Source organism: Cupriavidus sp. DF5525 (genome assembly GCF_040149425.2).
GTDB lineage: Bacteria > Pseudomonadota > Gammaproteobacteria > Burkholderiales > Burkholderiaceae > Cupriavidus > Cupriavidus pickettii_A.
On the sequence record NZ_CP168265.1, the window covers coordinates 4,448,583 to 4,463,155 of the forward strand.

The following is a 14,573-nucleotide window of genomic DNA, read 5'->3' on the forward strand; positions in this document are numbered from 1 at the left end:
GACGATGCAGCAGCCACGCATTCCAAGGAGACGCTCCCCCATGTCCGCCACCGCTACGGCCGCACAAGCCCCCGACAGTGCCTTCCAGGGCACCCTGACCGACAAGCTCAAGGAACAGTTCGACGCCGGCCTGCTGTCCGGCCAGTCGCTGCGCCCCGATTTCACCATCGAGCAGCCGGTGCACCGCTACACCAGCACCGACCACGCCATCTGGCGCAAGCTGTACGAGCGCCAGGCCTCGATGCTGCAGGGCCGGGTCAGCGACGAGTTCCTGCAAGGCCTGGCCACGCTCGGCATGGAAAAGGACCGCGTTCCCGAATTCGACCAGCTCAACGAAACGCTGATGCGCGCCACCGGCTGGCAGGTCGTGGCCGTGCCGGGGCTGGTGCCGGACGAGGTGTTCTTCGAGCACTTGGCCAACCGCCGCTTCCCGGCGAGCTGGTGGATGCGCAAGCCCGAGCAGCTGGACTACCTGCAGGAGCCGGATTGCTTCCATGATGTGTTCGGCCATGTGCCGCTGCTGATCAACCCGGTCTTTGCCGACTACATGGAGGCCTACGGCAAGGGCGGCCTGAAGGCGGCCGGGATGGGCGCGCTGGACATGCTGTCGCGCCTGTACTGGTACACCGTTGAATTCGGCCTGATCCGCACGCCGCAAGGGCTGCGCATCTACGGCGCGGGCATCCTCTCCAGCCAGGGCGAGTCGATCTACAGCCTGGATTCGGCCAGTCCCAACCGGATCGGCTTCGATGTGCGCCGCATCATGCGCACGCGCTACCGCATCGATACCTTCCAGAAGACCTACTTCGTGATCGACAGCTTCGAGCAGCTGTTCGACGCCACCCGGCCCGACTTCGCGCCGCTGTACCAGGAACTGCGCGCGCTGCCTACGCTGGGCGCGGGCGACGTGGCGCCGGGCGACCAGGTGATCAACGTCGGCACCCGCGAAGGCTGGGCCCAGACGGACGATATCTGAGCGGCAACGCCCGCAATCCCGGGCCTTCGGGCCCTGCCCCACCTCCCGCTTTGTGAAACAATGCCGGCATGCCCGCCGCCACGGCGCGGGCGGGCCGGCTGTCCGCATTTTTGCGGACTTCGTTTTCCTACGACCAGATCGAGCCCTCTATGACCCCTCTTTCTCCGCAAGCACGCGCCACACTGCTGGCCGACCTGCCCGGCTGGACCCCCGTCCAGGACCGCGACGCGATCTTCAAGCGCTTTACCTTCCACGACTTCAACGCCGCCTTCGGCTTTATGACGCGCGTGGCGATCCAGGCCGAAAAGGCCGACCACCACCCGGAATGGTTCAACGTCTACAACCGCGTCGATATCACGCTGTCCACGCATGACGCCAACGGCCTGACGCAGCGCGACATCGACCTGGCGCACTTTATCGAGCGCGCCGCCGCCGCGGTGGCGCAGGACTGAGGGGAGCGCAGCCGGGCAGGCATGGCTGCGGGCGCGGCTGTAGGCTAACCGTAAGGAACCGGCCGCCCGCGCCTTGTACAATCTGCGGCAGGCCCGCACCTCATGTGCGCCAGGGGCCTTCCCTCCAGCCATGCCCAATTTCCTGCCCGAGCCGCCATGCGTATCCTGCTGATCGAGGACGACCGCCAGATTGCCAGCGGCGTTGAAGCCGGCCTGTCCCGCGCCGGCCACCAGGTGCGCGTCGTCCATGACGGCGTCTATGCCACCGAACACCTGCTGCGCGAGCAGCATGACCTGGTCATCCTCGACCTGGGCCTGCCCGGCATCGACGGCATGACCCTGCTGGCGCGCTACCGCGCCCGCAACCGCACCACCCCCGTGATCATCCTGACCGCTCGCGACGAGCTGGAAGACAAGCTCTCCGGCCTGAATGCCGGCGCCGACGATTACCTGATCAAACCCTTCGCGCTGCCCGAGCTGGAAGCCCGCGTGCGCGTGCTGCTGCGCCGCAGCCAGCACGGCGAGGCCGCGCCCGAACGCGATGTGCGCCTGGGGCGCCTGCGCCTGTCGGGCAACGACCGCCGCATGTTTATCGACGCCCGCCCGCTGGAACTGTCGCCGCGTGAGTTCGCTGTGCTCGAGCTGCTGCTGCAGCGCCAGGGCCGCGTGGTCAGCAAGGCGCAGCTGCAGGACCACCTGGCCACCTTTGCCCACCCCGCCGGCGAAGGCGGCGACACCGTGGGCGACACCGCGATCGAGGTCTATGTGCACCGCGTGCGCAAGAAGCTCGAGGACAGCGATGTCGAGATCGTCACCGTGCGCGGCTTCGGCTACCTGCTGCAGAACCGCGCCGGCCAATGAACCCCGACCGGCCGCAGGCAGCGTTGCGGCCGCGCCTCTCGGTCTAGCCGGCAATGTGGCCAAGATCCCGTAATTCCCGTTCCGCCTCTGCCGCCGAGCCTGTCGCCGGCCGCAGCGCGGCCGTGCCCGGCGCCGAGCCCGCTGCACCCGCCATGCGCCAGGCCACGCGCCCCGGCTCCAATCCCAGCCTGCGCGTGCACCTGCTGCGCGCGCTGGCCACGCCGCTGTTTGCACTGGTGCTGACCAGCGGCTCGCTGTCGTACTGGCTGGCGGCGCACTACACCACGCAGGTGTTCGACCGCGCGCTGTACGGCGTGGCCAACAATATCGCCCAGCAGATCCACATCGCCGGCCCGCGCCTGGAGCAGGACATCCCGATGATCGCGCAGACGCTGGTCGAGGCCGAGGGTACCGACCGCATCTACTGGCGCATCCACGGCCCCGACGGGCTGATCGGCGGCATGGACACGTGGCTCGGCTACGGCACCGGCCAGACCACGCTCCACGACGCCCGGCTCTTCTACGCCTGGTTCAGCGGCCGCCAGGTGCGCGCGGTGCGCCTGCCGGTGATGCTGCCCAGCCCCGCCGTGGACGAACTCGGCACCAGCGAGGCAGGCAAGGCCGCGCGCGGGCCGATCGTGGTGGAAGTGGCCGAACTGCTGGACCGGCGCGAGACGGCCGCCAACGAGATCCTGCTGTCGGTCTCGGTCCCGTTGATCCTGCTGCTGCTGGTGGGCAGCCTGATCCTGTCGCACGTGCTCAAGGAAGAACTGGTTCCGCTGCAGATCCTGGCCGACAAGCTCAACCGGCAGACCGCAAGATCGCTGGCGGCGCTGGACGAAACCCAGGTGCCGGCCGAGGTCGCGCCGCTGATCCGCGGCCTGAATGCGCTGCTGGCACGGCTGCGCGATGCGCTCGACGCCCAGCGCAAATTCATCGCCGACGCCGCGCACCAGCTGCGCACGCCGCTGACCGCGGTCAAGCTGCACGCCGACCGGGCCATGGAGGCCGATTCGCTGGAGATCACCCGTCACGCGCTGCGCGAGGTGCAGACCGCGGCCGACCGCGCGGTGCGGCTGTCCAACCAGCTGCTGTCGCTGGCGCGCGCCGAGCCCGGGCTGTCGCTGGAACGGCTGGGGCCGGTGGAACACTTCGACCTGGCCGAGCTTGCCTTCGAAACCGGCGCCGAGTGGGTGCCGCAGGCGCTGGCGCGCCGCATCGACCTGGGCTTCGAGGTGCTGCCCGGCCCTACCTTCACCGGTAGCGCGCCGGCGATCGTGCGCGGCAACCGGCTGCTGATGCGCGAGGCGCTGTCCAACCTGATCGACAATGCGGTGAAATACGTGCCCGCGGGCGGGCGCATCACGGTGCGCGCCGGCGGCGAGGCCATGGGCCACCGCGGCATGGCGGTGGTGATGGTGGAAGACAACGGCCCCGGCATCCCGCCGCAGCGGCGCGAGGAGGTGTTCAAGCGCTTCTTCCGCGGTGACCGCTCGCCGGAACCGGGCGGGGGCGGCCGTGCCGCACCCACCGGCGGCGCCGGCCTGGGGCTGGCCATCGTGCACGAGATCGTGACCCTGCACCAGGGCACCATCCGCATCGAGGATGTGCCGCCGGTGCCCGGCGGCGTCACGGCTCCGGCCCAGGCGGGTGACGGGACGCCGGAGCGGCGGCCGACGATGCGCTTCGTGATCCGGATTCCCTGCGAGCCGGCGGGCTCGGTGGCCTGAACCCGCTCGCTGCGCGTGCGGCGCCCGCTGGTCCGGGCTCCCGCCTTACTTGTCCTTCTTCTTCTTTTCCTTGGGCGCCAGCATCGTGCCGCGGCATTGCGGGCTGCCGCAGCGGCACTCGAACTCTTTCTTCAGCTTGGCGGTATAGCGCGCGTCGATGACCAGGCCGTAGTCATAGAACAACTCTTCGCCCTGGGCGATATCGCGCAGCGCGTGGATAAACACCCGGCCCTTCTTCTCGCGCGCCTCGCAGTTGGGCGCGCAGGCGTGGTTGATCCAGCGCGCGCGGTTGCCGCCGTACTTGGCGTCGATCACGCTGCCATCGTCAAGGCTGAAATAGAAGGTGTGGTTGGGATCGCTCGGATCGTGCGGATGGCGCTCCAGCGCCTTCTTCCACGAGATGTGCTCGCCCTTGTACTCGATCACGCGCTCGCCTTCGGCAATCGCCGCGATCGCATAGACGCCCTTGCCGTGCACACCTGACTGGCGCACCTCGATCCGGTCGCTCGCTGTCTTCTTCCTGCCCTCGCCCGCTGCCTTGCGCTTTGCCTTGTCCGCCATTTGCCTATCCGTGCGTGTCGCCTGTTGTGCCTGCCGTGCCGGCGATCGGCATGATACCGGCGCAGCCGCAACACGTATACGTGCGCCTTGCGCGTGCCGGCACCAGGCGCCGCAGGTATACGCGTGCCAACCTCTGCGCGACCACGGTATACCTCGCGCGCTGGTATGACCACCCGGTTTGCGCGGTATACACCACAACATTTCCCGGCGTCGCGCCGATCGTTTACGCCTCCCGCTGTGGATAACCCGGCCCCGAACTGTGGAAAAGCGCGCGGATTCGATGTGGGCTGCCTGGGGCTGGCATGGGGATGCATCAGGCATAAGTCGGAGGGGCTCCGGCACCGACCTCATCCATAGGGCTGAGTCATCCACCTCGACCAACACTGGATAAGACCACTTCTCGTTTACGTAAACCGTTGAGCAAAAAGACGTTTACGGGGTTTTCCACAGCGCAGGCGGGTGTTTACCTACTACCACTATTTGTATACATGAAAAGAAAGAGGTAAACCGAAAGAACAAGCCCGGCCCGGTGGCCCCGAAGCAAGGCTCAGCCGAAAGGAGGTGGCCGTTTACGCCAGGAGACGCTTTGGTTTTTGGAGAGGAAGTCGCGTATACGCCCCCCAGGAGGTATACGCGGCGCGGGTGTGTCGACGGCGTATACGCCGCGATGCGTGCCTGACGGAAGCGCCCGGGAGCCCATGCATGGGCCGAATACCAGCAAGGTTTCGGTGAACTGCGGCTGGGCGGGCAAACGTGCAACATAGTGCATGCCGCCTGTGAGGCACCATAGGCGGTCCCTGAGCGATTTGAGACTTCTGGGCTACTCCGCCTGCGAAAGACGACGAGAGGCCCTCTACAGCCTCTCAGGGGCCTCTGGCGCGCTGACCTACCCCTGCTGGTCCCGGAACGCGTCCAGGGGCCCTTAGCGGCCTCATGGAGCGTTTCCGTCACGCCTTTGCCCTTGCGCGGCAGCCCCGAACGCTGCGTCACATTCCCGCCAGGCACGGCCTGAAGCGGGCTGGCGGAAACTACCCCGTAACAATCTGTTCCCGGTGCGCCTTGTCCGACACGGTATCATGTGGCCCGCGGCGTCTTTGCCGGGGCCGTGCCAGCCTGGCCGCCCGGGACCGGGACGCCTGTGTTTTATCAACTCGATACGGAGTGAAGCATGACGAAAACCGAACTGATCGACGCGATCGCAGCCGGGGTTGACGGTCTGACCAAGGCCAAGGCGGAACAGGCACTGAACGTGACCCTGTCGGCCATCATGGACGCCGTGGCCAAGGGCGACACGCTGAGCCTCATCGGCTTTGGCACGTTCAGCAAGGGCGAGCGTGGCGAGCGCATGGCGCGCAACCCGCGCACCGGCGAAGAAATCAAGGTCGAAGCCGCCAAGACCGTGAAGTTCAAGGCCGGCCAGAAGTTCAAGGACGCGGTCAACCAGTGAGCCTGACGGGCTGCAGCACTGCACGGCCCGGATTTGCCTGACCCCGCCATGCCGCCGCCCAGTGCCCGAGGGCGCAGGTGTGCGCCAGGCGGGGGACGTTATCCACAGCAGTGTTCCGGAATTTCTGCAGTATCCGCCGCATCGCTGTAGCCGCAGCCACAGCGATCGCGCGCGAAGTCTTCCAACAGGCGTCCAGCCTTGGCCGTTGCTGGCCGGACCGGGTGCCGCAGTACGTGGGGCTCCTATGTTCGCCCGTCCGCCGCGCCGCAGATCTCCACAGCGTTATTCACAGCGCTTTCCACAGTCGATTCCACAGGTTTCTCCACAGGCATTTTGTGCCGCCATGGCGCTTGCGCTGCTCAGCGCCTGTACCACCATCAGCGAACCCGCCCGCCCGCAGGCGCGCGCCCTGCCCGACAACGAAAGGCCGGTAACGCACCCAGGCGCCACGCCGCGCGAACGCATCGTCGAGATCGCCACGCAGGAATGGGCACGCTGGGGCGGCCAGGTGGTGCGGCTGGGCCGCGACGATAGCGCCTGCGTCACCTATAGTCCGCTGCCCGCACCGGAACTGCCCCCGCCGCTGCCCGAGCCGCCGGAGGTCCCGGGCGATAGCCCGGCCCCCGGCCAGCTTCCCACCAGCGCCGATACCGAAACCAATGCCAACCAGCCGCCGTTGTCCCACTGCCTGTCCTTCCCCGACGGCACTGGCATGGAAGCGACGCCGCTGGGCTGCACCCTTGCCCGTCGCTACTGGGGCATCGTCGGCGAGACCCCCAGCTGCGGGCAGGTGACGCAGGGCGCGTGGGCCTGGTCGGCGGTGTTCATCTCCTGGGTGCTGCGCAAGGCGGGATTGGACGAGCGCCAGTTCCTGACCGGCCAGTCGCATTCGATGTACGTGGTGGATGCGCGCGACGGCATCCTGCCCCGGCCTGCCTTCCATCTCGAGCCGGTGCCTGCCATGCCGCGTCCCGGCGACATCATCTGCGCGGGCCGCGGGCGTGACCGCTACCTGGAGGACATCGGCGAGATCGGCTTCGGCACCACGCCGATGCATTGCGACATCGTGGTCGCGGTGGACCCGGCAGCGCGCGTGATTCGCGCCATCGGCGGCAACGTGCAGCAGTCGGTGTCGTTGGAAGAGATCGAGCTGGGCGATTCAGGCCGGCTCGATGGCCTGACCAACTCGCATATGCCGTGGCTGCTGGTGATGCGCAACGACCTGCAGTAGGCAAAAATATTGTCGCGACTTATCGAGTTGGTGATTTTTTTGGTTCGTTGATTATTCGCTTGAATAATCCATGGGGTTTAGTCGAATAATTCCAGCTGCGACGTATCCCGGTCGCTGGTCCCCACCCCGACGCCCAGCAGCCGCACCGGCAGCCCGCGGCGCGCATGCCCTTCGGCCAGCAGGCGCGCATAGACGGCGCGGTCGGGCGCATGGCCACGGCACTCCACCGTGGTCTGGCGGAAATCCGAGAAACGCAGCTTGACCGTCAGCTTGTCGATGGTGTCGTGCGCCTGCGCCCGCGCAATGCGGCCCTCCAGCATCGCGACCAGCGGCTCCAGCTCGGCCAGGCACGCCTGCAGGTCGGGTAAGTCGTCGGCATAGGTTTCTTCCACGCTGATCGACTTGCGCTCGCGCTCCGGCGACACCTCGCGCTCGTCCACGCCCCGGCACAGCCGGTAGAGCCGCGCCCCGAAGGCACCGAACTCGCGGTGCAGCCGGTCGGCCGACCAGGGCCGCAGGTCGCCGCAGGTCTCGGCTCCCAGGCGCCGCAACTTGGCCGCGGTGACCTTGCCCACGCCATGGATGCGCTCCACCGGCAGCGCGGCGACAAAGGCGTCGACCGCCGCGGGCCTGACCACGAACAGCCCGTCGGGCTTGTTCCAGTCGCTGGCGATCTTGGCGACGAACTTGCTCGGCCCCACGCCGGCCGAGACCGTCACCCCCACCTCATCGCGCACGCGTTGGCGGATCTCTTCGGCGATGCGCGTGGCGCTGCCGGCGTGGCGTGTGCAGCGGCTGACATCAAGGTAGGCCTCGTCCAGCGACAGCGGCTCGACCAGCTCGGTGTATTCACGGTAGATCGCGAAGATCTGGCGCGACACCTCGCGATACTTGTCCATCGCCGGGCGCACGATCAGCAGATCGGGGCAGCGCTTGACCGCCTGTGCCGACGCCATCGCCGAGCGCACGCCAAAGGCGCGCGCCTCGTAGTTGCAGGTGGCGATCACCCCGCGGCGGTCGGGCGAGCCGCCCACGGCCATCGGGCGGCCGCGCAGCGACGGGTCGTCGCGCATCTCGACCGAGGCGTAGAAGCAGTCGCAGTCGCAATGGATGATCTTGCGCTGGAGCCCGGGCGTGGCATCAGGCGGGGCGGACAGGTGGCCAGGCACCGTATCGTTATCCGTGTGAAGAATGAAGCGGTCCGATCTTCAGACTGATTCATTAGTCGGCTGGATGGGCGCTGGCTTCTGCCGCGCGCTCATCCACAGTCCCTCGGCCGCATACAGCGCCAGCGAGATCCAGATCAGCGCGTAGCCGACCTGCTTCTGCGCCGGGAACGGCTCGTTCCACAGCCATACGCCCAGCAGCAGCTGCAGCGTCGGCCCGGTGTACTGCAGCAGGCCCAGCAGCGACAGCGGGATGCGGCGCGCACCGGCCGCAAAGAACAGCAGCGGCACAGCCGTCACCGGCCCCGCCATCAGCAGCAGCAGCTGCGTACCCGGCGCTGCGTGGGTGAAGCCGTCCTGCCCGGTGGCGAACAGGTAGCCCAGCACCGCCGCCGCGATCGGGAACAGCAGCAGCGTTTCCAGCGACAGCCCTTCAAGCGCGCCCAACGCCCCGGTCTTGCGCAACAGCCCGTAGCCGCCAAAGGAGGCCGCCAGCCCCAGCGCGATCCACGGCAGCTGGCCCGCCGCCACCGTCAGCCAGGCCACGCCGGCCGCGGCCACCGCGATCGACAGCCACTGCACCGGGCGCAGCCGCTCGTGCAGGAACACCACGCCGAGCAGCACGCTGAACAGCGGGTTGATGAAGTAGCCCAGACTGGCATCGACCACGCGGTTGGCCGACACCGCCCAGATATAGAGGAACCAGTTGCCGCACAGCAGCGCCGCACTTGCCGCGAACGCCAGCAGCAGGCGCCGGTCGCGCACCACCTGGCCCAGCCACCCCCACTGGCGCCGCCAGGCCAGGATCAGCCCCAGGAAGACCAGCGACCACACCATCCGGTGCAGCAGGATTTCCACCGGCGCGATGCCGGGCAACGACTTGATGTAGAGCGGGAGCAGCCCCCAGATGACATAGGCCAGGAGGGCGTAGAGGATGCCGAGTTGCATGGGGAATTCCGGTAGATGCCGGCGATTCTACCGGCGCCGGCCAGATCGCGCCGCGCAGGCGAGGCAAGGCGGGCCAAAGGCAGGCCGGCAACAAAAAACCCCATGCTCCCGGAGGAACATGGGGTTTGCAGGTCGGCCCGGGGTAACCCGGGCGGCGTGCCGCTTACAGCTTGCGCGCGTAGCTGAACTGCGCGAAGCCCTGCTCGGCCACGTTGAACCAGGCGGCCTCGTTGTTGCGGAACACACGCCAGTCGTCGTAGATCTTCTTGAACGACGGGTTCTTGGCGGTTTCGTCGGCGTAGGCTTCCTGGGTCGCCTTGAAGCACGCTTCCATGATCTCCTTGGAGAACGGGCGCAGCTTGACGCCGTTCTCCAGCAGGCGCGCCAGCGCCTGCGGGTTGACCGTGTCGTACTTGGCCATCATGTTGGTGTGGGCCTCGATAGTGGCCGTTTCCAGCGCGCGCTTGTACAGCGCCGGCAGCTTCTCATACTCGCTGGCCGAGGCGTAGAACGACAGCTGCGCGCTGCCTTCCCACCAGCCTGGGTAGTAGTAGTAAGGCGCCACCTTGTAGAAGCCCAGCTTCTCGTCATCGTACGGGCCCACCCACTCGGCCGCGTCGATGGTGCCCTTTTCCAGCGCGGGGTAGATGTCGCCGCCAGCGATCTGCTGAGGCACCACGCCCAGGCGCGACAGCACCACGCCGGCAAACCCGGCGATGCGGTACTTCAGGCCCTGCAGGTCGGCCACGGTCTTGATTTCCTTGCGGAACCAGCCGCCCATCTGCGCACAGGTGTTGCCGCCCAGGAAGTTGACGACGTTGTATTCCTTGAAGAATTCGCGCAACAGCTTCATGCCGTTGCCCTGCAGCATCCAGGCATTCTGCTGGCGCGCGGTCAGGCCGAACGGGACGGTGGTGTCGAAGCACAGCGTCGGGTTCTTGCCGAAATAGTAGTAGCCGGCGGTGTGGCCGAGCTGCACGGTGTTGTTCTGCACCGCGTCCAGCACCTGCAGGCCCGGCACGAGTTCACCGGCGGCGAAGACCTTGATATTGAACTTGCCGTCGGTCAGTTCCTTTACGCGCGTGGACAGCAGTTCGGCGCCGCCGAAGATGGTGTCGAGCGACTTGGGGAAGCTCGAGGCCAGGCGCCATTCCACGGCGGGATTGCTACCGACGACGGCCGGCGCTGCCGGGCCGCTGGCGGCAGCAGGCGCTGCCTTTTGTTCACCCTTGCCGCACGCGGCCAGTGCCCCGGTGGCGGCCACGGCCGACGCCTTCAATAGAAAGGAACGACGTTCCATCTCCACTTCTCCTCTTATAGATATTGATTCGGATGCAGGCCCGCGGCTCGCATGAGGCCGCGCACCAGACCGTGACGCACTGGCCGCCGGGGTACGGTGGCCTGCGCAACGCTGTGCCTGTTGCGAACGGGCACGGCGGCGTGCCCCCAGTGCCGGACACTGGTCGCGGCAGCCACGGACTTGTCCGCCCGGGAGAGCGGCGTGCGCGGCGAGGGCTGTCTTACCCGAAAGACAAGCCCGCCGATTATAGCGGTGGCCCTTTCGCCACGGGGCCCTGCGCGAGTGCGGGTTTTCGCTAGTCGATTACGCCAGTGCCAAGTGCTTTTCACATTGTGAGACGAGCAACACTACGATGGATTTTGTAACCCGGCTTGCGGTCAAATGAACCGGCTGATAAAAAACAGACCCCGCCCCCGGAGGGTTTGTCTGCTCCGGCCACCATTGCTGCATGCCTGAATTGTTGTCCGCCTCCCGCCGCATCACCGCTTCGCCGCCCTGCCCGCGCATCCCGGCCGGGCGCGGCGGCCTGCCCCTGCGCCGCTTCGGCTTTGCCGTGCTCGCCGCATGGGGACTGGTGGCGTGCGCGCAGACCGGTGGCTCGATGATCAGGACGAGCACAGACACGACCACGCCGCCGCCGCGCTTTGAGCCGCGGCCAGAGCTGCCCCCGGTGGTGTCCGCTGTCGGCCCTGCCGCTGCGCAGCCAGCCGCGGCCAATGTGCCGCCCGCCACGCCAGCGGCCGTGGATGATCCGCTGGCCGCGCTGATTGGCGGCGACGCGGCACCAGCGCCAGGCGCTGCCCCGCCTGCACAGGCCCAGGCGCAGCCTGCCCAGCCCGCTCAGTCCGACCAGCCCGCACCGGCCGCTGCGCAAGCTGACGTCAGCGCTCCCGCAAGCGTTGCCGCCACCAACCCGGCAGCCGATCCGAACTTCGTCGGCCCACCCGAGCCACCGCCCCCTGCGCCGCCGCCGCTGGTACTGTTCCCGCCCCGGCTCGGCGAGTTCCAGGCCGAGCCGCCCGCCCAACCGGCGCAGGCCAGGGTCGCGGCCCCCGGGGAGGCGCCACCCGACGCGCCACCGGTGCTGCGCTCGCAGTTGCCCGCCGACGATGCCGCGGTGGACACAGTGTGGCGTTTGAGCTACAGCGGCCGTGCCGCCGTCGAGGAGCGCCCGGCCAACATGCGCGCCTGCCCCGGCGGCGCGCTCTCGACCGGCATCGGCAGCGGCCTGGCTTGCCGCACCGCCGGCGAGGTCAAGATCCGCGAATCCGTGCTCGCCCTGGATGGCGGTGCGCAGGTGATGCTGATCGCCCAGGCGCGTGGCACCGATGCCACCACGGTCAACGGCCGCCCGGAGGCGATCGACCCCTATGCGCTGGTGCCGCAGTTCTATACGGCAGTCAGCGGCCTCGCGGTGCTGGACGGCGCCACCATGTGGGCCGGTCGGCGCGACAATGCGCCCTTCCTGATGTCGTCGGGCCTGCTGCCGCCCAATTCCACCGCGATGCGCTTCGGCGTGGACAACGCCAAGGTGATCGGCGATATCGGCCTGAGCTACCAGTACACCGCGCGCGCCGACCAGAAAGGCCAGAACCTGCCGAGCTACCACTCGGTGCGTACCGCGCCGATCAACACCAATGAAAAGGGCTCGGTCCAGCTCGGCTTTACGCGCGTGGAAGCGCAGCCAATGGTAGAAGACACCGGTGGCGCCTGGTGGGCATCCGCCCTGCATGAGCAGAAAGGCGTGCTGTTCGGCACCAACCGGCTCGGCCTGCAGTTCGGCTCGGGCTCGCGCAACGCCATGACTGGCTATACCGGCATGGGCCCGTCGCTGTCGCGCATGCGCGTGGCCGAATCGATCGAATGGAAGGGGCGCTCGGGGCTAAGCGGCGCGGTGGAACAAAGCCTGCAGTTCGACCGCTCGCCAGTCGGCACGATGCAGTGGACCACCACGCGCCTGCGCCCCGCCTATGTGGCCAGCGACCAGTTCCGACTGAATTTCGAGGTCTCGCACGACCAGATCTCTTCCGGCTTCGGCGTCAGCGGCCAGCGCACCGCGCTTACCGTTGCGCCGACGCTGACGCTGGGCAAGTCGGCGGGCAACGCCAATCTGCGCGCTTTCTACACCTACAGCCGGGCCTCGGACGTGGACGGCATCGGCTACACCGCGCCCGCGGACGCCTGGGCCTCGCAGCCCAGCGGCTCGATCTTCGGCGTGCAGCTCAATCGACGCTGGTAGGCGCGGCGCGCCAGTCGCGGCGCGAGCCCTTGATAGCGCCAGCCGCAGGCACAGGCTTGCGGCACAGCCAGTGGAACAGCAGCGTCGCGGCCAGCCCGCCGCCGATCTGTGCCAGCACAAAGCCCGGCACATCCTCCGGGCGGATCCCGGTAAAGGTATCGGTCAGCGCACAGGCAATGGTCAGGGCCGGATTGGCGAACGAGGTCGACGACGTGAACCAGTACCCCGCCGTGATATAGCCCGCCACCACGAACGGCACCAGCTGCGGCCGGCTGCGCAGCGTGCCGATGCCCACGCCCACCAGCCCGAAGGTCGCCACGCACTCGCTCCACCACATCGATGCGCCGGTACGGCTCTGCGCCGACCACGCCAGCGCCGGTTCGCCGAACATCGCATGCGCGGCCAGCACGCCGCAGACGCCGCCGGCCACCTGCACCAGCACATAACGCAGCGCATCGCGCGGCGACAGCGCGCCCTGCACCAGCGCCGACAGGCTTACCACCGGGTTGAAATGCCCGCCCGACACCGGGCCCAGCGACACCAGCAGCGCCACCAGCCCGGCCCCGGTGGCCAGCGAATTGGCCAGCAGCGCCAGCGCGGTGTCGCCTGCGGCGAGGCGCTCGGCGCGGATGCCGGAGCCCACCACGATCGCCACCAGCAGGGCCGTGCCCAGGCCTTCGGCCACTAGGCGGCGTGCGAGCGTACTCATCGCTGCGCTCCGCTGGCGTCGCGCCGGGGCGAACGAAGGTGGCACGGGATCGGCCGCAAATTCGCGGCCAAAGCGGTGGAAGAAGCGATGGAAAAAGCGTGCAGCGGCATGGAAAACGTCGCCTGAGACGACGCCTCGGAGGTGTGGCGGTACAGTGGCAAGCCCGCGCGCACAGGCTGCGCGCGGACGCGACAGTGTTCCGCTCGCGCACCGGGTGCGTCAATGCGCAGCCGCTTCGTTGTGTGCGGACGCTAGGTATCGAATCGCCGGGATCGCCGCGCGGCCGCTGACCTTGCCGTTACCGGTTGCTGGCCGCCAGCCGCAGGCCGAAGCCGATCAGCGCGATCCCGGCCAGGCGCGTTGCCAGCGTGCGCGCGAACGGAAGTGCCCGCAGCCGGCTGGCCACCGCGTTGCCCGCCAGCACCAGCGCCGCCTAGTAGGCAAAGCTGAGCACCGTGACGTGGGCCATCATTGCCGCCAGCGTGGCCGGCGACGCATCCGGGCGCAGGAACAGCGGGAAGAACGCGACAAAGAACAGCACCACCTAGGCTGACCGTGAAGCCCTGGCGCAGGGTCACGCGCGCGGACTTGCGCGGCTCAGGCACGCCGGCGTCCGCGGCAAGGCGCGTACGCAGCAACTGCACGCCCATCCAGCACAGGTACGCGGCACCAAACCACTGCAAGCCGTGGAACAGCAGCGGATTGGCCTGCATCACCGCCGCCAGCCCCGCCACCGCGGCGAGCATGTACACGAGATCGCCCAGCAGCGTGCCGCAGACGGCGCCCATGCCCGCCGCCACGCCATTGCGCGCGGTGGCGTTGAGGATGGCGATCGTGCCCGGGCCGGGGATCAGCTGGAACACCAGGATGGCGAGCACGAAGCTGGTGTAGTTCTGGATGTCGAACATGGCGTTGCGCGGGTTGGATGGCAGGGCGATAGGAGTTTGCACGCG

Annotated in this window: 13 protein-coding genes; 7 read left to right on the forward strand and 6 right to left on the reverse strand. The window is 68.1% G+C overall.

Annotated features, from left to right (window positions below; genetic code table 11):
- The first annotated feature begins 40 nt into the window (after nucleotides 1-40).
- The 4 genes from phhA to ABNX08_RS20830 all read left to right on the forward strand — a co-directional run bounded on the left by phhA (nucleotide 41) and on the right by ABNX08_RS20830 (nucleotide 4,019).
- Nucleotides 41-976 carry a phenylalanine 4-monooxygenase gene (gene phhA, locus ABNX08_RS20815; protein WP_022537040.1) on the forward strand — a complete coding sequence of 312 codons (936 nt, stop codon included), beginning with the start codon at nucleotides 41-43 and terminating at the stop codon, nucleotides 974-976.
- Nucleotides 977-1,125: 149 nt separating this feature from the next.
- Complete coding sequence (locus ABNX08_RS20820) at nucleotides 1,126-1,428, forward strand: 4a-hydroxytetrahydrobiopterin dehydratase (RefSeq protein WP_041681643.1); 303 nt, start codon at nucleotides 1,126-1,128, stop codon at nucleotides 1,426-1,428.
- 156 nt (nucleotides 1,429-1,584) lie between these two features.
- A complete protein-coding gene (locus ABNX08_RS20825) occupies nucleotides 1,585-2,289 on the forward strand; it encodes a response regulator transcription factor (RefSeq protein WP_022537042.1) in 705 nt (234 codons plus the stop codon).
- 53 nt (nucleotides 2,290-2,342) lie between these two features.
- Nucleotides 2,343-4,019, forward strand: coding sequence for a sensor histidine kinase (locus tag ABNX08_RS20830; RefSeq protein WP_022537043.1), 1,677 nt, complete (start codon nucleotides 2,343-2,345; stop codon nucleotides 4,017-4,019).
- Between the two features lie 45 nt (nucleotides 4,020-4,064).
- Here the strand turns inward: ABNX08_RS20830 and ABNX08_RS20835 are convergent, their stop codons facing one another.
- Complete coding sequence (locus ABNX08_RS20835; protein WP_022537044.1) at nucleotides 4,065-4,580, reverse strand: SET domain-containing protein; 516 nt, start codon at nucleotides 4,578-4,580, stop codon at nucleotides 4,065-4,067.
- Nucleotides 4,581-5,748: 1,168 nt separating this feature from the next.
- Here ABNX08_RS20835 and ABNX08_RS20840 point away from each other — a divergent pair.
- Both ABNX08_RS20840 and ABNX08_RS20845 read left to right on the forward strand, forming a co-directional pair.
- The gene (locus ABNX08_RS20840; RefSeq protein ID WP_012354324.1) at nucleotides 5,749-6,027 is read left to right on the forward strand and encodes an HU family DNA-binding protein; all 279 of its coding nucleotides are present in this window, start codon (nucleotides 5,749-5,751) and stop codon (nucleotides 6,025-6,027) included.
- 244 nt (nucleotides 6,028-6,271) lie between these two features.
- On the forward strand, nucleotides 6,272-7,258 hold the full coding sequence (locus ABNX08_RS20845; protein WP_041681182.1) for a DUF2272 domain-containing protein: 987 nt from the start codon (nucleotides 6,272-6,274) through the stop codon (nucleotides 7,256-7,258).
- Between the two features lie 77 nt (nucleotides 7,259-7,335).
- Here the strand turns inward: ABNX08_RS20845 and dinB are convergent, their stop codons facing one another.
- The 3 genes from dinB to ABNX08_RS20860 all read right to left on the reverse strand — a co-directional run bounded on the left by dinB (nucleotide 7,336) and on the right by ABNX08_RS20860 (nucleotide 10,672).
- Complete coding sequence (dinB, locus tag ABNX08_RS20850) at nucleotides 7,336-8,415, reverse strand: DNA polymerase IV (RefSeq protein ID WP_041681644.1); 1,080 nt, start codon at nucleotides 8,413-8,415, stop codon at nucleotides 7,336-7,338.
- 51 nt (nucleotides 8,416-8,466) lie between these two features.
- Nucleotides 8,467-9,372 carry an EamA family transporter RarD gene (gene rarD, locus ABNX08_RS20855; RefSeq protein ID WP_349608351.1) on the reverse strand — a complete coding sequence of 302 codons (906 nt, stop codon included), beginning with the start codon at nucleotides 9,370-9,372 and terminating at the stop codon, nucleotides 8,467-8,469.
- Between the two features lie 163 nt (nucleotides 9,373-9,535).
- Nucleotides 9,536-10,672 (reverse strand): TRAP transporter substrate-binding protein, encoded by a 1,137-nt coding sequence (locus ABNX08_RS20860; RefSeq protein WP_022537048.1) that lies wholly within the window; start codon nucleotides 10,670-10,672, stop codon nucleotides 9,536-9,538.
- A 448-nt stretch (nucleotides 10,673-11,120) separates the two neighbouring features.
- On the opposite strand from ABNX08_RS20860, the gene ABNX08_RS20865 reads away from it, so the two are divergent.
- Entirely contained in the window at nucleotides 11,121-12,911 is a 1,791-nt protein-coding gene (locus ABNX08_RS20865; protein WP_022537049.1) for a carbohydrate porin, read from the forward strand.
- On the opposite strand, the gene ABNX08_RS20870 is transcribed toward ABNX08_RS20865, so the two are convergent.
- Complete coding sequence (locus ABNX08_RS20870) at nucleotides 12,895-13,620, reverse strand: MIP/aquaporin family protein (protein ID WP_022537050.1); 726 nt, start codon at nucleotides 13,618-13,620, stop codon at nucleotides 12,895-12,897. The two genes, ABNX08_RS20865 and ABNX08_RS20870, sit on opposite strands and share 17 nt — an antisense overlap.
- Nucleotides 13,621-13,871: 251 nt before the next feature.
- Nucleotides 13,872-14,570 (reverse strand): LysE family translocator, encoded by a 699-nt coding sequence (locus ABNX08_RS20875; RefSeq protein WP_349608354.1) that lies wholly within the window; start codon nucleotides 14,568-14,570, stop codon nucleotides 13,872-13,874.
- Nucleotides 14,571-14,573: the final 3 nt, after the last annotated feature.